Below are 20,249 nucleotides of genomic sequence, written 5' to 3'. Positions count from 1 at the left end.
AAAGCCTCGCGCTTCAGAGGAGGCATCATAATCATATCTTGAGTCTTTTTGCTTATGTAACGCTTTATGGCATCGTTCATCGGCTCATACACCCTTGCAAATGGAAGGTTAGATTCAGCTTAAAATCTGACGGAATTGAATATGGATAAGTCATATTTGCCATCTCGCTACCCGAGCAAATTTTTGCCGGCCCTCATTCACTATGAAGAATAACGCTTTTATTATTTTTAGATCGAAGTGATAAAAGGGCGGCGTATAAGACGAGATCCAACGTTGACGCCATTCTCATAGCGTAAAAGCGTGTCCTTTACCTCTGAGGCCAGCTTGAAAAAAAGCCATATCTAACAAGCGTCCTTTTGGGTAGGCAAGTCGTAAGTTCTTGGTTTCGATGGTTGGAAGGTCGAATTTCTCCGTCTTGACCAGTTCCATCAACGACGTGAGTGAGCGACCACTGACTTCGGTTAGGCCGCGGTGCGGGTAGAATGACCGTATACCAAGTTTGTAGTAGCGGTCGAGTGCAGGGAACTCACCCCAGACGCCTAGTAAAATTTTACTGATCAAGGTGTCGGTCCAAGACACGTTTCCAGGCATGTCGTGAAAGATCTGAACCACCTCGTCCAGTAGAGCCTGATTGTGCTCAAGGTTGGGTGCTCCCGGTATGAAGTCCTTAGCGCTAAGGTCAAATAGCTCAGGACCCCGGCCTTGGAAAAGACGCATTACCAGTTCCTTCATCAGGTCGAGATTGCTGTTGCGCAGCAGCTCCGAGCGGCCTCGAAACATTCCCCAATTGGCCAGATAGAATCCCACGTGCAATGCGGTAGTGTCGAGGTTGGTCGAATCGGTCAGCGAACTCCAAGGACGCTCCTTACCCCATATATATTCATAGAGAAACTCCCAAGCCATCAGGCGTGGAAAGGGATTATTATCCTTATCAATCTCTAGCGCAGAATAATAGCTCTCAATGTAAAGGCGTGGGTTGAATTCCGGCTCTGATATTTTTTGCATATCCATTTCCTTCCGTGGATTCGTCGATAATGTTGTAAACGCCTTCGGCCCTTGATTAGGTAGTGCCTAGATATAGCTATCCAAGCACTCGTGAGCGCTAATCCACGGGTTTGGCAGGAACGCTTATGGTTTGTTTGATTGAAACCAAGCCGTTAGATAGTTTGCACCGATAGCACCGACAATTGCCGGGAACATAATGGTCCAGAGGGCAAGATGCTTTTGGGCGTTCGATGCTATTTCTCCGGTCAATTTGCCTTGCACCTGCAAAGCTTCAAAGAGAGATACGAAATCAGTCATGATCCCTACCATCAGTGTTGCGTGTATGACCAAGGCAAGTCCAGCTATCAATGTCCAAATGCGCCACGGCTGCATGCCTTTCACTGCACCCAGGATTATAAATGCTGGTGCCACGCCCAGTACGATACCAAGCATGTTCGGTAGACTTTCCACACATACCCCATATATGTCAGATCGATTGTCGCCTAGTACATACCCGACGATTCACTCAAATATATCTTGTCATTAATCAATACCTGTATGCAACAACAGCGTGTATATATATTCAGGATGGCGCATTGATTCTGGAGCAGGTAGATGCATCATTCCATTCCATATTGATAATGTCATCCACGTCGCCCCGGCAATCATGGCTGCATTTGCTTGTTCCACGTGGAACCCATCATTTTGGAAGCGAGAATTTTCGCTTTCGCCAATCCTTTCAAATTGCTGGTTAAGGATATGCATCCGGTTCACGCTGCCCCAACGAAAAAGGCCAACGCTCGTGCGTTGGCCTTCCTCTATTTACTTATCTCGTCCTGCTGCCCCACGAAGCTTATTGTGGGAATCCGCGGCGAAGGAGCTTGCTCCCAATGGGCTGCGTAGCGGCCCCGCTTTTCTCGCGAACGCTTCGCACTGTAGCGCCAGCCAGCTAAAGCCGGACGAAACTCCTCGCCACGGATATACCGAGCTATTCCCTAACTCGCGACAGACGCCTCACTCCCCGCCGCCACACTCTCCAATCGATACCCATAGCCATAGATCGTCAGCAACTGCCAACCCCGATCCGCCGTCAGCCCGAGCTTGTTGCGCAGGCGATAGATATGGGTGTCGAGCGGACGGGACGAGGTCATTTCCTCGTGGGTCCAGAAGCGCTCATAAAAATATTCACGCGACAGCGGCCGGCCCAGGTTGGCGAACAAGCAGCGGGCCAGGCGGTACTCCCGCTCGGTGAGGCTGATGGGAATGCCGGCACGGGTGACGGTCAGTTCGGCATCGTCGAATTCCAGGTCATTGAACACCAGCACCTCGCTGGCCGGAGTGCGTTGCAAGTTGTGGCGGCGCAGCACGGCGGTGACCCGGGCCTTGAGTTCGTTGGGGCGGAACGGTTTGCTGACGTAATCGTCCGCACCGGCGTTGAGGGCCTGGACGATGTCGTGCTCGCCGTCGCGGCTGGTGAGCATGATGGCGGCTGGCGGCGAGTCCATGTGCTCGCGCGTCCAGCGCAGCAAGGCAAGTCCGCTGATATCAGGCAACTGCCAATCGAGGATCAACAGGTCGAAGGTTTCACGCCGCAGTTGGCGCAGCAGGTCTTCGGTGCGTTCGAAACTGTGCAGGGTCCAGGCTTGTTCGCCCCTGCCGGGGATTTGCTGCAGTGTCTGTTCCACCCGGCGCAGCTCGGCCGGTTCGTCATCCAGTATGGCGATACGCATGACGCGATTCCTTGAACTCGAAAAATAACGGACATCTTCCAGGCGGACATGAACGCCCAACCCGATAGCTGAATCGTCCATCCTCCCATCGCTGGCTGAGACAATACCGGCTCGCAACGCGCAGGGAAAGGCAGCCGCACGCCGTCCATCGAGTCCGTTATAGTCTCGGTCCTCGGGCTTGCATTCCAAGACCGAGTGTTGGCAATTTTCTTCCTCATGTTCCGCCAGGGCCCTTATGAGCAATCCGCGTCGCCGTGAAAGCCGTGAACCGACTCAGGTACAACAATTGTTTCGGCAATTGATGCGGGAGTGGTTTTGGATAAGCCTGCTTCTGTTACCGCTGACGGCGCTGATTTCGTTCAGCACGCAAACGGCCCCCAATGGACCAGAAGCCGCATTGCTGTCTATGTGTCTGGTTGGAGCCGTGCTCGGTTTGCTCTTGTTGCGCCCCCGCCTTGCACTGGGGGTCACGCTAGGGGGCATGAGCGTGGCCCTGTTGACCAGCGCACTGTTGGGCGCTCAGGGATGGTGGTGGTCGCCGGTGGCCAGCTTGATGGGAATGCTCTGTGGCTACCTGATCTGGAACTGGCGACGATTGAGCGTGGTGTTGGCTTATTTCGGTTGGGAGTTGGCCCGGCTGGATGCCGAGCCGAAAGTATTCCCCGAGCGGCGCCGAGCCTCCTATACCGGAAGTGACCGTTTGCAGGGGCAAATCATGGCACTGGAACAAGCCATGGGCCGGACGCGTGATACCCGTCGTTTTATCGCCGATGGCTTGGAGTACCTGCCGGTGGCCACCATGATCAGTGATCCGCAAGGCAAGATACTGCTTGGCAACCGCAAGGCCCGTGAGTTGTTCGGCCACACCTTGGTAGGCGGTGACGTGATCGAGGAACTGGCCCGCCTGGGGTATCCGCCACTGGACCACAGCCCTGTGCATCGCCTGTCTACCTTGCCGTTGACTGAGTTTCGCGATATCCGAGAGCGCAGCCTGCGCCTCGAACGTGCGGCACTGCTGCCGGTCGAGGGTGACGTGCCCATTGGCTGGTTGCTGAGCCTGACTGACCTGAGTGCCGAGCGCGAGGCAGAAGAACAGCGCGGCGTGATGCTCCGGTTTTTGTCGCATGACCTGCGCGCGCCACATTCGGCGATACTCGCGCTGCTCGACGTGCAGCGACATGAGGCTGGCGCGGACAATCCATTGTTCGATCAGATAGAGCACCAGGTGCGCCGTGCGTTGGATCTAACCGACGGTTTCGTGCAACTGGCGAAGGCGGAGTCAGAGGCCTACCAATTCCGACCGACCTTGTTTGCCATGCTGGTCCTGGACGTGATCGATCAGGCATTGCCCCTTGCCCGGGCAAAAAAAATCCAGCTGGAACACGAACTGGAAGATGACGAAGCCATGGTCAGCGCCGATCAGCCGCTGCTGACCCGCGCGATATTCAACTTGCTGGAGAACGCAATCAAATACAGCCCGCGCGAAACGCGCGTTTCGCTAAACGTTCGCTGCGTGGAGGGATGGTTGATGTGCGACGTCGTCGACCAGGGCAAAGGCATTGGCGCTGAGGAACTGCCGGAGTTGTTCAGCCAGTATCGACGCTTCTCCTCCGCCCACGGCGTAGACGGCATCGGCCTTGGACTGTCCATGGTCAAGGCGGTCGTGGATCGTCATGATGGCCAGATCGGATGTCATAGTGAGGTTGGGAAAGGAACGACGTTCAGCTTGCGGTTTCAACTGTTGAGCTGAGCGAAAAATCGCAGTCTTCGACGGAATGGCGAAGCTGCGATTTGGCGGGTATAAAAACTTATGCACCTTTTTAGCTGTTTTATGTGCTTAAGAAATATGCTTTAAAAACAAAGAGTTAAAAAATAAAAGCAACGAAATCGGATAAAACGGTACACAGGTTATCCACAGTTCTCAAACAGCGAGCTGGTCCGGTGCTGCGGGTGCGGCAGGCGCTGGCGGAAGCGAACCCAGTTCCCTTTGCGTCTGCTCATTCCAAGCCTGTACGCGATCGTTGAGCTCAGCGATGGCGCGGGGCCCAGTACCCTCTGCGTACATGGGTTGGCCGATAACCACTGTGATGACACCCGGTTTTCTGATCCAGCCAGCCTTTGGCCAGAATTTGCCCGCATTGTGTGCAATCGGCAGCACCGGCAGGGACGCGTTTACCGCCAATGCGGAACCGCTGCGGGAAAACTTGCCGATCGTCCCATAAGGCACACGAGTACCCTCAGGAAAGATCAGCACCCAAACGTTGTCCTTGAGCAGCACGTCGCCTTTTTGCGCGACCTGCTTGAGTGCAACCTTGGGATTGTCGCGATCAATGGCAATCGGACGCAGCATCGCCATGGCCCAGCCGAAGAACGGCACGAACAACAGTTCACGCTTGAGCACCTGGCTCAACGGCTCGAAGTAGGCGGAGAGAAAGAATGTTTCCCAAGTGCTTTGGTGGTTGGACTGGATGACACAGGGCCGGTCAGGCACGTTCTCGGCACCCTTCACTTCGTAACTGATACCCAGGAATACCTTGCTTAACCACAAGGCGCAGCGGCACCAGTAAACGTTGATGAAGCGGTAGCGCGTCTTGAACGACATGAATGGCGCGACAAAAAAACTCAAGGTGCACCACAGCAAGGAGCTGGTGCCCAACAGCAGGTAAAAGAGAAAGGTTCTGATGGCCTGCAGTATCGACATAGCGGCGTTTACCATTGCGGGCAAGGCCCGCCTGCTTAAGCGCTTCCCGAACGATCCTTGATCAGGATGTCTGGGAGCTCTAATTGTGGATAAGTTCAGCGGCAATCGCCGCCAGGTCGTCAAAAATCATGGTGCCCACCGGTAGGGTCTTGCCCAGAGTCTTCTCGCCTTTCCCGGTCTTTACCAAAACTGGCTGACAATCGACGGCCTTGGCCGCCTCCAGGTCACCGAGACTGTCGCCGACAAACCACACACCCGACAGCGCGATGCCGTAATGAGCGGCGATGGTTTTCAACATGCCTGGCTTGGGTTTGCGGCAATCGCAACCCTCGTCCGGCCCGTGCGGGCAATAGACGATCAAGCCGACCTCCCCGCCCTGCTCTGCCACCAGGTCGCGCAAGCGCTGATGCATGGCATCGAGGACGGCGAGTTCATAGTAACCGCGTGCAATGCCCGACTGGTTGGTGGCCACCGCCACCGTCCAGCCGGCCTTGCTCAACTGCGCGATGGCCTCGATGGAACCGGGTATCGGCAACCACTCCTCCACCGATTTGATGTAAGCGTCGGAGTCGTGATTGATCACCCCATCCCGATCGAGAATCAGCAGTTTCAAGATTTACCCCAGCAGCGAAATATCGGCAACACCGAGGAACAACCCACGCAGGCGCGCCAGCAGTGCATAGCGGTTGGCCCGAACGTTGGCATCTTCAGCGTTGACCATCACCGCTTCGAAAAACGCATCCACCGGCTCACGCAACGCCGCCAGGCGCGCCAGGGTTTCGCTGTACTGACGCGCCGCCGCCATTGGCTGGACCGCCTGGTCCGCCTGCTGGATCGCCGAGTACAGGGAGAACTCGTTGGCATTGTCGAAGTACTTGGCTTCGACGGTGGCCGCGATGTTGCCTTCGGCCTTGCCCAGCAGGTTCGAAACCCGCTTGTTCACCGCCGCCAGTGCTGCCGCTTCCGGCAATTTGCGGAATGCTTGCACCGCTTGTACGCGCTGGTCGAAGTCCAGGGCCGAACCCGGTTTCAGGGCACGCACCGACAAGTAGGTCGCAACGTCGACGCCTTCGTCTTCATAACGCGCACGCAGGCGGTCGAAGATGAACTCCAACACTGCATCGGCCAGGCCGGCAGCCTTGACCTTGCTGCCGAACGCATTGACGGCGAAGGCCACGGCGTCGTTCAGGTCCAGGTCCAATTGCTTGTCGATTAGGATCCGCAACACACCCAGCGCCGCGCGACGCAAGGCATACGGGTCCTTGCTGCCGGTGGGCAGCATGCCGATGCCGAAGATGCCGACCAAGGTGTCGAGCTTGTCGGCGATCGCCACGGCCGCACCGGTCAGGGTGGTGGGCAGTTCAGCGCCGGCACCGCGGGGCATGTACTGCTCGTTCAGGGCCAGGGCCACGTCTTGCGGCTCGCCATCGTTGAGGGCGTAGTAGTAACCGGCGACGCCTTGCATCTCCGGGAACTCACCGACCATCTCGGTCGACAGGTCGCACTTGGACAGGATGCCGGCACGGGCTGCGCGCTGGGCATCGCCGCCGATGCGTGGGGCGATGAACGCCGCCAGTTTCGAAACGCGCTCGGCCTTGTCGTAGACGCTGCCGAGTTTCTCCTGGAACACCACGTTGCGCAGGCGCTCGTTGAAGCTTTCCAGGGGCTGTTTCTTGTCTTGCTTGAAGAAGAACTCGGCATCGGTCAGGCGCGGGCGAACGACTTTTTCGTTACCGGCGATGATCTGCTGCGGGTCCTTGCTTTCGATGTTGGCGACCGTGATGAAGCGCGGCAGCAACTTGCCTTCGGCGTCCAGCAGGCAGAAGTACTTCTGGTTGTCCTGCATGGTGGTGATCAGCGCTTCCTGCGGCACTTCAAGGAAACGTTCCTCGAACGAGCACACCAGCGGCACTGGCCATTCCACCAGCGCGGTCACCTCGTCCAGCAGGTTGGCCGGCACGATAGCGGTGCCTTCCTGCAGGGTGGCCAGCTCTTCGGTTCGCTTGCTGATCAGCTCGCGGCGCTCGTTGGCGTCGGCCAGCACGTAGGCGGCACGCAGGTCGGCCAGGTAGTTGGCCGGCGAGGTGATGCGTACGCTTTGCGGATGATGGAAGCGGTGGCCGCGAGAATCACGCCCGGCCGTCTGGGCCAGGATCGTGCAATCGATGACCTGGTCACCGAGCAGCATCACCAGCCATTGGGTCGGACGCACGAACTCTTCCTTGCGCGCCGCCCAGCGCATGCGCTTGGGGATCGGCAAGTCATTGAGGGAGTCTTCGACGATGGTCGGCAACAGGCTGGCGGTCGGCTTGCCCTTGATGCTCTGGCTGTAGCGCAGCTTCGGACCGCTCTGGTCGATTTCGCTCAGGTCCACGCCACACTTCTTGGCGAAGCCCAGGGCGGCCTGGGTCGGGTTGCCGTCGGCATCGAACGCAGCCTGGCGTGGCGGGCCATCGAGGTTAATGCTGCGGTCCGGCTGTTGGGTCGCCAGGGCGGTGATCAGCACGGCCAGGCGGCGCGGCGCGGCGTAGACCTGTTTGGCTTCGTAGCTCAGGCCGGCGGCTTGCAGGCCCTTGTCGATACCGGCCAGGAACGCGTCGGCCAGAGTGTTCAGGGCTTTGGGTGGCAGTTCTTCGGTGCCCAGTTCAACCAGAAAATCTTGAGCACTCATTGTGCAGCCTCCAGCTTAGCCAACACTTCATCACGCAGGTCCGGGGTCGCCATCGGGAAGCCCAGCTTGGCACGGGCCAGCAGGTAGGCTTGCGCAACGGAGCGCGCCAGGGTGCGTACACGCAGGATGTATTGCTGGCGCGCGGTCACGGAAATCGCCCGGCGTGCATCCAGCAGGTTGAAGGTATGGGACGCCTTCAACACCATTTCATAGCTCGGCAACGGCAGCGGCTGGTCCAGTTCGATCAGGCGCTTGGCTTCGCTTTCATAGAAGTCGAACAGTTCGAACAGCTTCTCGACGTTGGCGTGTTCGAAGTTGTAGGTCGACTGCTCCACTTCGTTCTGGTGGAACACGTCGCCATAGGTCACTTTGCCGAACGGGCCGTCGGCCCACACCAGGTCGTAGACCGAGTCCACGCCCTGCAGGTACATGGCCAGGCGTTCCAGGCCATAGGTGATCTCGCCGGTGACCGGGTAGCACTCGATGCCGCCCGCCTGCTGGAAGTAGGTGAACTGGGTCACTTCCATGCCGTTGAGCCAGACTTCCCAGCCCAGGCCCCAGGCGCCCAGGGTTGGCGATTCCCAGTTGTCTTCGACAAAACGAATGTCGTGCACGAGCGGGTCGAGGCCGACATGCTTGAGGGAGCCCAGGTACAGTTCCTGGAAGTTTTCCGGGTTCGGCTTCAGAACCACCTGGAACTGGTAGTAGTGCTGCAGGCGGTTCGGGTTTTCGCCGTAGCGGCCGTCAGTCGGGCGGCGGCTGGGCTGCACATAAGCGGCGTTCCAGGTTTCCGGGCCGATGGCACGCAGAAACGTGGCAGTGTGGAAAGTGCCGGCGCCTACTTCCATATCGTAGGGCTGAAGTACCACGCAACCTTGCTCGGCCCAGTATTGCTGGAGGGCGAGGATCAAGTCTTGGAAGGTACGCACGGCTGGCGTAGGCTGGCTCACGAAATTCACCTGTTTCTTGGGCTGCGATTTAAAGAGCGGGAGTATACCCGATTCGTTCGTGCGCACGCCCCCTGGAGCCTTATGCCACGCTGCTTTTGGTGTTCTGACGATCCTTTGTACATGGCTTATCACGATCAGGAGTGGGGCACGCCGCTGCGCGATGCGCAGGGTTTGTTCGAGTTGCTTTTGCTCGAAGGGTTCCAGGCCGGGCTGTCCTGGATCACCGTTTTGCGCAAACGCGAGCGCTACCGGGAAGTGTTGTACGGCTTCGACGTGCAGCGCGTGGCGCAAATGAGTGACGCGGAAATCGATGAGCTGATGCTCGACCCCGGCATCATCCGCAACCGTCTCAAGCTCAAGGCCGCCCGCCGCAATGCCCAGGCCTGGCTGGCGCTGGAAGACCCGGTGGCGTTCCTCTGGTCGTTCGTCGGCGATAAACCCATCATCAATCATTTCAAGGATCGCACCGAAGTGCCGGCCATTACGCCCGAGGCGCTGGCGATGAGCAAAGGCTTGAAGAAAGCCGGGTTCACCTTCGTCGGGCCAACCATCTGCTACGCCTTGATGCAGGCCTCCGGCATGGTCATGGACCACACCCAGGACTGTGACCGCTACGCCGAGTTGGTAAACGGTGGTTAGAATAGCCGGCTCGCAACACGGCCCATACATTCAGGAGTGACCTGTGGATAAGTTGAAAGGCGCCTTGCTGGTCGGCGCTCTGCGGTTGTTTGCGCTGCTGCCCTGGCGAGCGGTGCAAGCGGTGGGCTCGGCCATCGGCTGGCTCATGTGGAAATTGCCCAACCGTTCCCGCGACGTGGTGCGGATCAACCTTGCCAAATGCTTTCCCGAGATGGACCCGGCCGAGCGCGAGCGCCTGGTAGGCCAGAGCCTCAAGGACATCGGCAAATCCCTGACCGAAAGCGCCTGCGCCTGGATCTGGCCGGCCCAGCGCTCCATCGAACTGGTGCGCGAAGTCGAAGGCCTGGAGGTGCTGAAAGAAGCCTTGGCCTCCGGCAAAGGCGTGGTCGGCATCACCAGCCACCTGGGCAACTGGGAAGTGCTCAACCACTTCTATTGCAGCCAGTGCAAACCGATCATTTTCTACCGTCCGCCCAAGCTCAAGGCGGTAGATGAACTGCTGCAAAAGCAACGCGTACAGTTGGGCAACAAAGTCGCGGCGTCGACCAAGGAAGGCATCCTCAGCGTCATCAAGGAAGTGCGCAAAGGCGGCCAAGTGGGCATCCCCGCCGACCCGGAACCGTCCGAATCCGCCGGTATCTTCGTGCCCTTCTTCGCCACCCAGGCCCTGACCAGCAAGTTCGTGCCGAACATGCTCGCTGGCGGTAAAGCAGTCGGCGTGTTCCTCCACGCCCTACGCCTGCCGGACGGCTCGGGTTACAAAGTCATCCTCGAAGCCGCCCCGGACGAGATGTACAGCACCGACACCGAAACCGCCTGCGCCGCCATGAGCAAGGTGGTCGAGCGTTACGTACGCGCCTACCCGAGCCAGTACATGTGGAGCATGAAACGCTTCAAGAAACGCCCGCCGGGCGAGGCGCGGTGGTACTGAAGGCAGGGCATTAAATCCGGCAAGGATCCTGATTGTGGCGAGGAAGCTTGCTCCCGCTGGGCTGCGCAGCAGCCCCCGCCCCTAAAGCTCGGTCTCCGGTTGTCGATAACCCGATGTATCCGCCAATCATGGACCGATGAAATGGAATTCTCTGTTAGCTCTGCCGCTATCTCCCCCGCCAACACTAACCTCACCCGCTCCGACCAGAAGCTGGTAACCAATCCTCCTGCGGACGCCGTAAAGCAGCTGACAAGTGCCGGCCCTGCAGCGATCTTTCACCCCAGTGAAGAAACCCAGACCATGGTGCAATCGCCGGTCATCATCGAAACCTGGATCGGTCGCTCCCAATCGCCAGACTTCCCTCGATTCGCCGCGATTACCGAGAGCGCGAAAAACACCCTGAGAAGCTCTTTCGAGACGTTCCAGTCAATGCTGTCGGCAACCCATCCGGACCTGGCCGGCAAGAAATATGGCTTCACCGTCGAGGCCGATGGCCGCCTGAAGGTGCTCGACACGGCCGGCCAACTCAGCAGCGCGGACACCCAGCGGCTGACCGATCTGCTCAATGAGTCCACTGACCTGAAAGCCGCCGCCGTTGCGTTCCGTGACGCCTCTATCGACATGGTCGACGCCGACTCGCCCTGGTCCGGCAGTTACCTGGGCCGCTACAACCTGACCCAGGAAAACTTCGCCAGCACCATCGATCTGGCGCCGATGCTCAAACGCGCCGGCTCGGTCCCTCCCCAGGAGTTTTCGGACGGGTTGTTTTTCAACCAACTGGCGTACAAAGGCGAACGGGCGACGCGAGAGACGGAAGCCGCAATGCTTGAGCGGCGTGCTGCGCAGCGATTCAGCGCGCAAGCCTGAAAGCTGGGTCGACCGAACCCCGTGGCGAGGGAGCTTGCTCCCGCTGGGCTGCGCAGCAGCCCCTCCCCATGACCAAGAACCCCCACCAACCCTGTGGGAGCGAGCTTGCTCGCGAAGAGGCCGGCAACTTCACATCGATGTCGGCTGATGCCCTAACCTTGCTTGTTCCCCAACCTGCCAAGGAAGTAGCAACGGGCATCCGCGGAAAAGACCGTCACAAAGAGGCGCAAAGCCTCAATCGTGTCCATGATTAAGGGCCTGCGATATCGGCGACGTTGGACGGCAAAGCCTTTCTAGATCCGTCGGACGACCGTTCAGCCAGAAATATCGCACTTCCTCTGGTTCGTTAATCAAGGAGTCCCCTCATGAATATCGATTTCACCGGACGTCATGTCCTGGTCACCGGGTCCACCAGCGGTATCGGTTTCGCGACTGCCAAAGGCTTCCTTGAAGCTGGCGCTCAAGTGGTTATCAACGGTCGCAGCGAGAGCAGTGTGGAGGACGCGCTGCAGCGCTTGGGCGCCCTTGCTTCAAGGGCGACTGGCTTTGTCGGTGATCTCAGTCACGCGCCTGGCTGCCAGGCACTCATCGCCCAGCACCCCAGCTTCGATATCGTCATCAACAACTTGGGCATTTTCAAACAGGAAGACTTCTTCGAAACGCCGGACAGTGAGTGGCAGCGCTTCTTCGAAACCAACGTAATGTCCGGCGTGCGTGTTTCCAGGGCCTATGCGCAGGGCATGGTCGAGCGCGGTTGGGGGCGGATTGTGTTTATCTCGTCGGAATCGGGCGTGAACATTCCTGCCGACATGATCCACTACGGCTTCACCAAAACCGCCCAACTTTCAATCGCTCGTGGCCTGGCCAAGCGCCTCGCTGGCACGGGCGTGACGGTGAACTCGGTGTTGCCGGGGCCGACGCTTTCCGAAGGCGTTGCCCAGATGCTCCAGGCCGACGTCGAGCGCAGCGGGGAAAGCCTGGAAAAGGTCGCGGCAGATTTCGTCAACGAGCATCGCAGCACCTCGATCATCCAGCGCGCGGCGCGCGTCGAGGAAGTCGCCAACATGATCATCTACGCCAGCTCGGAACAGGCCTCGGCCACCACTGGCGCGGCACTGCGTGTCGATGGCGGTGTGGTGGATAGCATCGTTTAGGACCCCGGAACATGTTGCAAAAAAAAACGCCGCTTCCTCGTGAGAGATAAGCGGCGTTTGTGGCTGGAAACAACATGGGTTGATTCGACCAGCTCTTGGGGCGGTGGAGGGATTGTTTAGCCCACTCTATTTTCCATCAGTCGGTCCGAACCGCCCTCGGCTACGCGATTTTCGATCAGTCGATCCGAGCCACCTTCGGCTACACGATTTTCGATCAGTCGATCCGAGCCACCTTCGGCTACACGGCTTTCGATCAGTCGATCCGAGCCACCTTCGGCTACGCGGTTTTCGATCAGTCGATCCGAGCCACCTTCGGCTACACGGTTTTCGATCAGTCGATCCGAGCCGCCTTCAGCGACACGGTTCTCGATCAGTCGATCCGAGCCACCCTCGGCGAACGTAGGTTGAACATAGGAAGTCGCGAACGCATTGCCGAGGGACAGTGCCAGAAGCGAGCCAATGAGTGTTTTGCCGAGAGTGTTCATGTCCTGATCCTTTTTATTCGTAGATAGAGTGAGTTAGACGGTGACGTGCAAACGGACTTCGACGTTGCCGCGTGTCGCGTTGGAGTACGGGCAAACCTGGTGAGCCGCATCGACCAGCGCTTGGGCATCGGCTTGATCCAGGCCTGGCAGGCTGATGTGCAGGTCGATGTCCAGACCGAAACCACCAGGGATCTGGCCGATGCCGACGTGGGCCGTGATCGAGGCGTCAGCCGGAATGCTACGTTTGCTCTGGCTGGCGACAAATTTCAACGCGCCGATGAAGCAGGCCGAGTAGCCGGCGGCGAACAACTGCTCAGGGTTGGTGGCTTCACCACCGGCGCCGCCCAGGGCTTTTGGAGTGGCCAGTTTCACGTCGAGAATCTTGTCGCTGGAAACAGCACGGCCATCACGGCCACCGGTGGAGGTTGCGACTGCGGTGTAGAGAACGTTCATGGTGTTTCCTCTTTTGCTGATGGGTTTGAGTTGTTTTGGTTTGCGCTAAATGTTTGCGCGCTAACCAGTTGCGATAAAGTTAACGGATGAATAATTAGCGCGCAAGATAAATTTTGAAAAATTTTTCGTCTTTGAATTAACCAGTTGATATGAAAGGAAATTTATTTTTAGGCTTTGCAATATCGCCAGCCCGCGTGAGCCGCGAGGTGAGGCCAGGGGAAGGACGCGCCTGGGGAATCAGCAGGACCCGCGCAATTGCAGGCTCTCAAAGGGAGGGAAATTCGCACCGATGATGGGCTTCTCGATCGTCCAACGCGTGCCGTAACGCAACTCGCCCTGATGGCGTAAGCTGAGCTGCGCGGATGCTCCCGTGGAAATGCCACATGGAAGATTTGGAATGACTCGAATTATTGAAATCCTGACGTACACCTTGAGGCCAGGATCGGGATTGGATTTTCACAAAGTAATGCAGAATGTCAGTGTTCCGCTTCACCTGGAGGCGGGCATGGATGTCGTTTCTTATGGCTGCTCATTACATGATAGTGACAACTATCACCTGATTCGCTCCTATGAAAGCGAAAGCCATCGCCAGGTATCTCAAGCAGTTTTTTACGCAAGCGTTGCCTGGAAGCAGGGTCCGAGAGAAGACATCATCAGTCGGATTGAAACCAGTACAACGATCGTTATGGCGCTCGCTCAAGACGCAATTGATGCCATCAGAGCTTCCGTAGACCTGTCTGGAGCCGGAGCTCGATCCGCGTAGCCGACATCGACAAAGGCAGGCCCAGTCAAATTCCGACTGTTAATACAAATCAACCCGACTAAGCGACAGCCACTCGATTACGCCCCAACGCCTTCGCTCGATACAGGGCCTTATCCGCATCGTTCATCAAGCTGTGAAGATCCTTATTACAGGCCCCCGTCGATGCGACGCCGAGGCTGGCCGATATGCCGTGGACAGGCTCGATCATCAAACCCGCGATCGTATCGATGAGCTGTTCTGCAATCTGGGTAGCGACTTCGATGGAAGTGTCCGGAAGCAGAATGGCGAACTCTTCCCCGCCGAGCCGCCCGTGGATATCGGTTGCCCGAAACGACGAACTGATCACCACCCCCACCTCGCGCAAAACCTGATCCCCCACCTGATGGCCGTAGGTGTCGTTGATGTGCTTGAAGTGATCCATGTCCAACATGACCGCACACAACCCCAATCGTTTGCTCTTGCACTCGTTGTAGAGTTGCTGGGCATGCTCGAAAAAAGCCCGCCGACTCTTCAGGCCGGTCAGTTCATCGGTTTGTGCGGCACGGGTCGAAATGCTGTTCGCCTGTTCCATTTCGCGAGTAAGACGAAAGGCGATTTCCAGTGCCTGGGACATCTTGTGCGTGGCGCGGGCCGCAAAGGCCGCAAACACCAGGATCGAAAGGGCCATGCCGACTTGAATCGAGGACGGTTGAAACAGCAGCCAGGCGGTGCAGGGAAACAGCACCAGGCCAATGGAGACCAGGGTCATATCGCGGTAGGCCGAGTAGCAGGACACCGCGCTGACGGACATCCCGACCGTAAAGAGCATGACCAATGCCTGGGACAACAGATCGTCCGCCGGCATGATCACAAACGCGCCGCCGCCCCAGATACCGGCGGATAACACCAGTGTGATCCAGTATTTGCGCTCCCAACGTTGAGGCGTGCGCTTACTTTCGTCGCTGCGGAAATAGGCAACGAACATTGCGATACGCAACAGTGTCGATGCGGTCAGGATGGCCAGCCACCAAAAAATAACGCTGTGCTCAAACCGATCCCAACACAGCCAGCTCAGCATGATGGCAGCCAGGTAACTGCCGAAAACCGCAGAAACGGATTGGCGAAACAGTTGTTGCAGTCGGTCAGTTCGCACTTGCTCGGCTATGAAGCAATCCTGGCCGTTCCGAGATCTTGGGCCATCCATTTGATCCACCTGATCGTGACGCAACGAAAACGGCGATTGTGGCACCCTGCCACCAATGCAAACAACTGAATTACTGTGGCGAGGGGATTTAGCAAAACGTCAGACGCCCCAACCATTCCTTCCTGACGACAACCAGGATCAGGCTGGAATCAACCCTGTCTCCCGGTAACTCAATATCAAATCATCGTACAGACCGACATCCGCCCGAGTCCGCGCGATCAACTGGGCACCCGCAACAGCGGTGTAGATGGCACGGGCTCGGCGCTCACATTCTGCCGCGCTGCCCACTTCGACATCGGCCAACACCTGGGCAAGCCATGTCACGTTAACGTCCGCAAACGCGCGGATCTCCCGCAAGACTTCATCGGGAAGATCTTCGTATTCGGCGGCCATGAAGCTGGACAGACATAGCCTGTTCCCGTCCTCAAGCGACTTTCGAAAAATGGATGGATACAACTGAACGCACGCCTTCGGCTCGGGGTTGGCGGCGCGTATCCCTTCAAGCACCTGCTGCACGTCTTGCCAGTAGCGCTCGGCAACCGCGGCAGCCAGCCCGGCCTTGCTCGGAAAGTGGTAGTAAATGCTGGCGTTCTTGATGCCCACCGCTTCGGCAATGCTACGGAAATTGATCCCACTGTAACCGTGCAGTTGGGCAGCGGATTTCGCTGCCGCCAAGATGGCTTCTCGAGCATTTTCGTTCACGTTACCGCCTCGTTTCGAGATTTGATTCCGTCAGTTGGACGCGATTCTACGCCCGGATCCGCTTACCTGCCAATTGTCAGGTAGGGGATTGACGCGGTTAAAATATCAGCTCAATCTTTTACCTACCAATTGACAGGCAGGTGATCGAATCATGTCTTCTTCACAACAGCGCGCTGACGTTTCAACGGTTCCTGAAATGAAAATCTACGATTGGTTCAACGGCCCCTACCCCGCCCGCGTGCGCATTGCACTGGCGGAAAAAGGCTTGTTGCCGAAAATCGAATTCATTCCGGTGAATCTCTGGACCGGTGAGCACAAGAAACCGGAATTCCTCGCCATCAATTACTCCGGGACACTGCCCGTGCTGGAGCTGAACGATGGGACGCTGATCGCCGAATGCACGGCGATTACCCAATACCTGGATAGCCTCGTCGGCGAACCGACGCTGACGGGCGAAACGCCTCTGGAAAAAGGCCTTATCCACATGATGACCAAGCGTGCCGAGCTCGAATTTCTCGACGCCGTCAGTGTGTACTTCCACCATGCCACGCCGGGCCTCGGCCCAGATGTCGAGCTGTACCAGAACGCCGAGTGGGGCGGCCGGATGCGCGACAAGGCGATCAGAGGCATGCGCTATTTCGACAGCCTGCTCAAAGACCAGCCCTTTGTGGCGGGCGAGAAATTCTCGATGGCAGACATTGCGGTACTGGGCGGGATGATCTTCGCCTCGCTGGTGCAGCTCCCCGTGCCTGGAGAGTGCCTAGCACTTCGAGCCTGGCACGCCAGGATGCAGGAGCGCCCCAGCGTCCGGGCATGGCGCGCGATGGTCGAGCGTGGCGCCGCGTAGCGCTGATAAAAAAGAAAAACCCGACGCTTTACGTCGGGTTCTTCGTGGGTACGACTGCAAGTTCGACGTGCTTATCGGATTACTCGACTTGCGACAGCTTGGCGTCGTCGCAACCGGCAGCACGGCACTCGCGCTCCACAGCCTTGAGTATGACGATACGCGCCTCGGTCTTCTCATTGGCGCAGTCCAGGTAGAGCAGGCCATCGTTGGAGCAGGCGCTGTCACGATTTTTGATCCACTGGATTTGAGCGGCTTTCACCTTTTTCTTTTGATCCGGGTTCAGGGCACTCATCGTCTTCTTGTATTGATCATTGATGTCCTGATCCGACTGAACCATTTTCAGCGACGCGCAATAGGTTCTGTCATAGGCGTTCCTAGGGTTGTCGCAACTCATCGCAGACGCCGATGCGGATGCCATTGCCAGCAATGCCCCAACCAACAAAGACTTGATCACTTACTTCTCTCCCTGAATGCCCTCTATTGATTAGAGGTCGCGGCGCGAATTTATCATGAGGGTTGTGGAACAATGAAGCAGATCCCAGGGTTTATTCGGCCCGAACGATGGACAAACGCTGCAAAAAAAAACGGGCCTGCGTTCCCACGCAGCCCCGTTCTTTTCACACCCAATCAGCTCAAAACGCCGGCAAAACCGCGCCTTTGTACTTCTCAAGAATAAAAGCCTTCACTTCCGGCGTATGCAGCGCGGCGACCAGCTTCTTCATCGCCTCACTGTCCTTGTCATCCTCACGAGCCACCAGGATGTTCACATAAGGCGAGTCGTTACCTTCAATCACCAACGCATCCTTGGAAGGATCAAGCTTGGCCTCCAACGCATAGTTGGTATTGATCAACGCCAGATCCACCTGGGTCAGCACCCGCGGGATAGTCGCCGCTTCCAGCTCACGGAATTTCAGATCCTTTGGGTTCTCAACGATGTCCTTGGTAGTGGACAGGATGTTGCCCGAGTCCTTCAGCTTGATAATCCCAGCCTTAGCCAGCAACAACAGCGCACGACCGCCATTGGTAGCGTCGTTCGGGATCACCACGTTAGCGCCGCCCGGCAATTCGGTCAGTGCCTTGTACTTGCTGGAATAAGCACCCAGGGGTTCCAGGTGCACGCCGGCCACGCTCACCAGATGCGTGCCCTTGGCCTTGTTGAACTCATCCAGGTACGGCTGGTGCTGGAAGAAGTTGGCGTCCAGGCGCTTTTCCGCGACCTGCACGTTCGGCTGGATATAGTCGGTGAAGACTTTGACCTTCAAATCCACGCCTTCCTTCGCCAACGCCGGTTTGACGAATTCGAGGATTTCCGCGTGGGGCACGGGCGTGGCCGCGACGGTCAGGGTGTCGGCGTGGGCGGAGAACGCGGCGGCGGCAGCGAAGGCAACCAGTAGTTTTTTCATTCAGCTAACTCCTTTTGAGGCGCCTGCTCTCGGCGCCTGCCAGCGAATGGCCGGCTCATGTTTATGGGCGCGAGGCCTTATTTTCTAGAGAAATGCACAACCAGCTTGTCGCCCACGGTTTGCAGGACCTGAACCAGCACCAGCAGCAACACCACGGTGACGACCATGACGTCGGTCTGGAAACGCTGGTAGCCGAAGCGGATTGCCAGGTCGCCCAGACCACCGGCGCCGACCACACCGGCCATGGCCGTGTAGGACACCAGCGTAATCGCTGTCACCGTAATCGCTGCAAAAATGCCCGGGCGGGCTTCCGGCAGCAAGGCGTTGACGATGATCTGCCGCGTGGTCGCGCCCATGGCTTGGGTCGCTTCGATGATGCCGCGGTCGACTTCGCGCAAGGCGGTTTCCACCAGGCGGGCGAAGAACGGTGTGGCGCCGACCACCAGCGGTGGGATCGCGCCGGCCACGCCTAGGGAGGTGCCGGTGATCAACACCGTGAACGGGATCATCACGATCAACAGGATGATGAACGGCAGCGAGCGCAGGATGTTCACGATCAGCGACAGCAGCGCATAGACGCCGCGGGCTTCGAGCAGTTGGCGCGGGCTGCAGAGGAACAGCAACACGCCCAGGGGCAAGCCGAGCAGGACGGTGAACAGCAGCGAGCCGAACAGCATAAGGAAGGTGTCGCCGGTTGCCAGCCAGATTTCCAGCCAGTCGACGTTTGCAAAAAATTCCATCAGCGCAGCACCTCCATGTGGACATCGGCCGCGGTGAAGCGGGCGAATGCCGCCTCCATGTCACCGCCGGTGATGGCGAGGGTCAGTTGCCCGTAGGGGGTGTCTTTGATGCGGTCGATGCGACCGGCCAGGATGCTGTAGTCCACACCGGTTTCCCGGGCGACGGTGCCGAGCAATGGCGCGTAGGTCGCTTCGCCCTGGAACGTCAGACGCACGATACGCCCTGGGACGTGGGCGAAATCGTCGCGCTGTTCGCTTTCGTCGATCTGCTCGTCTTCCTGGACAAAACGCTTGGTGGTCGGGTGCTTCGGATGCAGGAACACCTCGGCCACCGGGCCTTGCTCGACGATCACGCCGGCATCCATCACGGCCACTTGGTCGCAAACGCGGCGGATCACGTCCATTTCATGGGTGATCAGCACGATGGTCAGCTTCAGCTCGCGGTTGATCTCCGCCAGCAGTTGCAGCACCGAAGCGGTGGTCTGCGGGTCGAGGGCGCTGGTGGCCTCGTCGCACAGCAGGATCTTGGGTTTGGTCGCCAAGGCGCGGGCGATGCCGACGCGCTGCTTCTGGCCGCCGGACAGTTGCGCCGGGTATTTGCGGGCGTGGTCGGACAGCCCTACCCGCGCCAGCAGCTCGGCGACGCGTTGGTCTATTTCGCTGCGGGACAATTCACCAGCCAGCGTCAGCGGCAGCGCGACGTTGTCGGCCACGGTCTTGGACGCCAGCAGGTTGAAGTGCTGGAAAATCATTCCTACTTGCTGGCGGAAGCGGCGCAGGCCGCTGGCGTCCAGGGCGGTGACTTCTTCACCGTCGACGATGATCTTTCCGCCCGTGGAATCTTCAAGGCGATTGATCAGGCGCAGCAGGGTACTTTTTCCTGCACCGGAATGGCCAATCAGGCCGAAGACCTGGCCGTTCTCAATCGTCAGACTGGTCGGATGCAGGGCGGGGATATCCCTACCGGCGACTCGGTAGGTTTTATGAACATTTTGAAACTCGATCACGTAGCGAACCTTGTGGGGCGCGTTGAAAAAGGATCAGCG

General features: G+C 58.1%; 23 protein-coding genes. 7 read left to right on the top strand and 16 right to left on the bottom strand.

The features are described from left to right. Positions 1-285 precede the first annotated feature (285 nt). The 4 genes from JMN22_RS00485 to JMN22_RS00470 form a co-directional block, all read right to left on the bottom strand. Positions 286-1,011 carry a hypothetical protein gene (locus JMN22_RS00485; protein ID WP_236010278.1) on the bottom strand — a complete coding sequence of 242 codons (726 nt, stop codon included), beginning with the start codon at positions 1,009-1,011 and terminating at the stop codon, positions 286-288. A 117-nt stretch (positions 1,012-1,128) separates the two neighbouring features. Further along, complete coding sequence (locus tag JMN22_RS00480) at positions 1,129-1,437, bottom strand: hypothetical protein (protein ID WP_198796138.1); 309 nt, start codon at positions 1,435-1,437, stop codon at positions 1,129-1,131. Between the two features lie 90 nt (positions 1,438-1,527). Continuing rightward, positions 1,528-1,749: a hypothetical protein gene (locus tag JMN22_RS00475; RefSeq protein ID WP_198796137.1), complete on the bottom strand. Its 222-nt coding sequence runs from the start codon at positions 1,747-1,749 to the stop codon at positions 1,528-1,530. A gap of 230 nt (positions 1,750-1,979) precedes the next feature. Then, positions 1,980-2,714 carry a response regulator transcription factor gene (locus tag JMN22_RS00470; RefSeq protein ID WP_030139019.1) on the bottom strand — a complete coding sequence of 245 codons (735 nt, stop codon included), beginning with the start codon at positions 2,712-2,714 and terminating at the stop codon, positions 1,980-1,982. 235 nt (positions 2,715-2,949) lie between these two features. Here JMN22_RS00470 and JMN22_RS00465 point away from each other — a divergent pair, with 235 nt between their 5' ends. Further along, positions 2,950-4,464 (top strand): PAS domain-containing sensor histidine kinase, encoded by a 1,515-nt coding sequence (locus JMN22_RS00465; protein WP_198796136.1) that lies wholly within the window; start codon positions 2,950-2,952, stop codon positions 4,462-4,464. A 171-nt stretch (positions 4,465-4,635) separates the two neighbouring features. On the opposite strand, the gene JMN22_RS00460 is transcribed toward JMN22_RS00465, so the two are convergent. The 4 genes from JMN22_RS00460 to glyQ all read right to left on the bottom strand — a co-directional run bounded on the left by JMN22_RS00460 (position 4,636) and on the right by glyQ (position 9,036). Continuing rightward, positions 4,636-5,415, bottom strand: coding sequence for a lysophospholipid acyltransferase family protein (locus tag JMN22_RS00460; protein WP_198796226.1), 780 nt, complete (start codon positions 5,413-5,415; stop codon positions 4,636-4,638). A 79-nt stretch (positions 5,416-5,494) separates the two neighbouring features. Then, positions 5,495-6,028 carry a D-glycero-beta-D-manno-heptose 1,7-bisphosphate 7-phosphatase gene (gmhB, locus tag JMN22_RS00455; protein ID WP_198796135.1) on the bottom strand — a complete coding sequence of 178 codons (534 nt, stop codon included), beginning with the start codon at positions 6,026-6,028 and terminating at the stop codon, positions 5,495-5,497. Between the two features lie 3 nt (positions 6,029-6,031). Continuing rightward, complete coding sequence (gene glyS / locus JMN22_RS00450; RefSeq protein WP_198796134.1) at positions 6,032-8,086, bottom strand: glycine--tRNA ligase subunit beta; 2,055 nt, start codon at positions 8,084-8,086, stop codon at positions 6,032-6,034. Further along, the gene (gene glyQ / locus JMN22_RS00445; protein ID WP_003177094.1) at positions 8,083-9,036 is read right to left on the bottom strand and encodes a glycine--tRNA ligase subunit alpha; all 954 of its coding nucleotides are present in this window, start codon (positions 9,034-9,036) and stop codon (positions 8,083-8,085) included. Before glyQ ends, glyS begins: the two co-directional genes overlap by 4 nt. Before the next feature lie 81 nt (positions 9,037-9,117). Between glyQ and JMN22_RS00440 the strand changes: the two genes are divergently transcribed. The 4 genes from JMN22_RS00440 to JMN22_RS00425 all read left to right on the top strand — a co-directional run bounded on the left by JMN22_RS00440 (position 9,118) and on the right by JMN22_RS00425 (position 12,627). Then, positions 9,118-9,675 carry a DNA-3-methyladenine glycosylase I gene (locus JMN22_RS00440; RefSeq protein WP_030139014.1) on the top strand — a complete coding sequence of 186 codons (558 nt, stop codon included), beginning with the start codon at positions 9,118-9,120 and terminating at the stop codon, positions 9,673-9,675. A gap of 43 nt (positions 9,676-9,718) precedes the next feature. Beyond that, positions 9,719-10,606, top strand: a complete 888-nt coding sequence (locus JMN22_RS00435) for a lysophospholipid acyltransferase (protein ID WP_198796133.1) — start codon at positions 9,719-9,721, stop codon at positions 10,604-10,606. A gap of 141 nt (positions 10,607-10,747) precedes the next feature. Continuing rightward, positions 10,748-11,473 (top strand): hypothetical protein, encoded by a 726-nt coding sequence (locus JMN22_RS00430; protein ID WP_198796132.1) that lies wholly within the window; start codon positions 10,748-10,750, stop codon positions 11,471-11,473. A gap of 365 nt (positions 11,474-11,838) precedes the next feature. Next, positions 11,839-12,627: an SDR family NAD(P)-dependent oxidoreductase gene (locus tag JMN22_RS00425; protein WP_030139011.1), complete on the top strand. Its 789-nt coding sequence runs from the start codon at positions 11,839-11,841 to the stop codon at positions 12,625-12,627. Positions 12,628-12,743: 116 nt separating this feature from the next. On the opposite strand, the gene JMN22_RS00420 is transcribed toward JMN22_RS00425, so the two are convergent. Further along, positions 12,744-13,112 (bottom strand): hypothetical protein, encoded by a 369-nt coding sequence (locus JMN22_RS00420; RefSeq protein WP_030139010.1) that lies wholly within the window; start codon positions 13,110-13,112, stop codon positions 12,744-12,746. A gap of 33 nt (positions 13,113-13,145) precedes the next feature. Then, on the bottom strand, positions 13,146-13,565 hold the full coding sequence (locus tag JMN22_RS00415) for an organic hydroperoxide resistance protein (protein ID WP_198796131.1): 420 nt from the start codon (positions 13,563-13,565) through the stop codon (positions 13,146-13,148). 397 nt (positions 13,566-13,962) lie between these two features. Between JMN22_RS00415 and JMN22_RS00410 the strand changes: the two genes are divergently transcribed. After that, positions 13,963-14,328, top strand: a complete 366-nt coding sequence (locus JMN22_RS00410) for an NIPSNAP family protein (RefSeq protein ID WP_198796130.1) — start codon at positions 13,963-13,965, stop codon at positions 14,326-14,328. Positions 14,329-14,386: 58 nt separating this feature from the next. Here JMN22_RS00410 and JMN22_RS00405 read toward each other — a convergent pair whose 3' ends face one another. Then, the gene (locus JMN22_RS00405; RefSeq protein WP_198796225.1) at positions 14,387-15,511 is read right to left on the bottom strand and encodes a GGDEF domain-containing protein; all 1,125 of its coding nucleotides are present in this window, start codon (positions 15,509-15,511) and stop codon (positions 14,387-14,389) included. A gap of 138 nt (positions 15,512-15,649) precedes the next feature. Continuing rightward, positions 15,650-16,213: a TetR/AcrR family transcriptional regulator gene (locus tag JMN22_RS00400; protein WP_030139006.1), complete on the bottom strand. Its 564-nt coding sequence runs from the start codon at positions 16,211-16,213 to the stop codon at positions 15,650-15,652. A gap of 196 nt (positions 16,214-16,409) precedes the next feature. Between JMN22_RS00400 and JMN22_RS00395 the strand changes: the two genes are divergently transcribed. After that, positions 16,410-17,060 carry a glutathione S-transferase gene (locus JMN22_RS00395; protein WP_030139005.1) on the top strand — a complete coding sequence of 217 codons (651 nt, stop codon included), beginning with the start codon at positions 16,410-16,412 and terminating at the stop codon, positions 17,058-17,060. A gap of 79 nt (positions 17,061-17,139) precedes the next feature. On the opposite strand, the gene JMN22_RS00390 is transcribed toward JMN22_RS00395, so the two are convergent. From JMN22_RS00390 to JMN22_RS00375, 4 genes are all read right to left on the bottom strand, one after another. Further along, positions 17,140-17,514: a lysozyme inhibitor LprI family protein gene (locus tag JMN22_RS00390; protein ID WP_033062452.1), complete on the bottom strand. Its 375-nt coding sequence runs from the start codon at positions 17,512-17,514 to the stop codon at positions 17,140-17,142. A gap of 178 nt (positions 17,515-17,692) precedes the next feature. Further along, complete coding sequence (locus JMN22_RS00385; protein WP_030139003.1) at positions 17,693-18,463, bottom strand: MetQ/NlpA family ABC transporter substrate-binding protein; 771 nt, start codon at positions 18,461-18,463, stop codon at positions 17,693-17,695. Positions 18,464-18,540: 77 nt separating this feature from the next. After that, positions 18,541-19,203, bottom strand: coding sequence for a methionine ABC transporter permease (locus tag JMN22_RS00380; protein WP_030139002.1), 663 nt, complete (start codon positions 19,201-19,203; stop codon positions 18,541-18,543). After that, positions 19,203-20,210: a methionine ABC transporter ATP-binding protein gene (locus JMN22_RS00375; protein ID WP_198796129.1), complete on the bottom strand. Its 1,008-nt coding sequence runs from the start codon at positions 20,208-20,210 to the stop codon at positions 19,203-19,205. Before JMN22_RS00375 ends, JMN22_RS00380 begins: the two co-directional genes overlap by 1 nt. Positions 20,211-20,249 lie beyond the last annotated feature (39 nt).

It is taken from the genome of Pseudomonas sp. HB05 (assembly GCF_016756915.1).
Lineage (GTDB): Bacteria > Pseudomonadota > Gammaproteobacteria > Pseudomonadales > Pseudomonadaceae > Aquipseudomonas > Aquipseudomonas alvandae.
The sequence above is the reverse complement of the archived record's forward strand: the minus strand, read 5'-3'. Positions and strand labels throughout refer to the sequence as shown.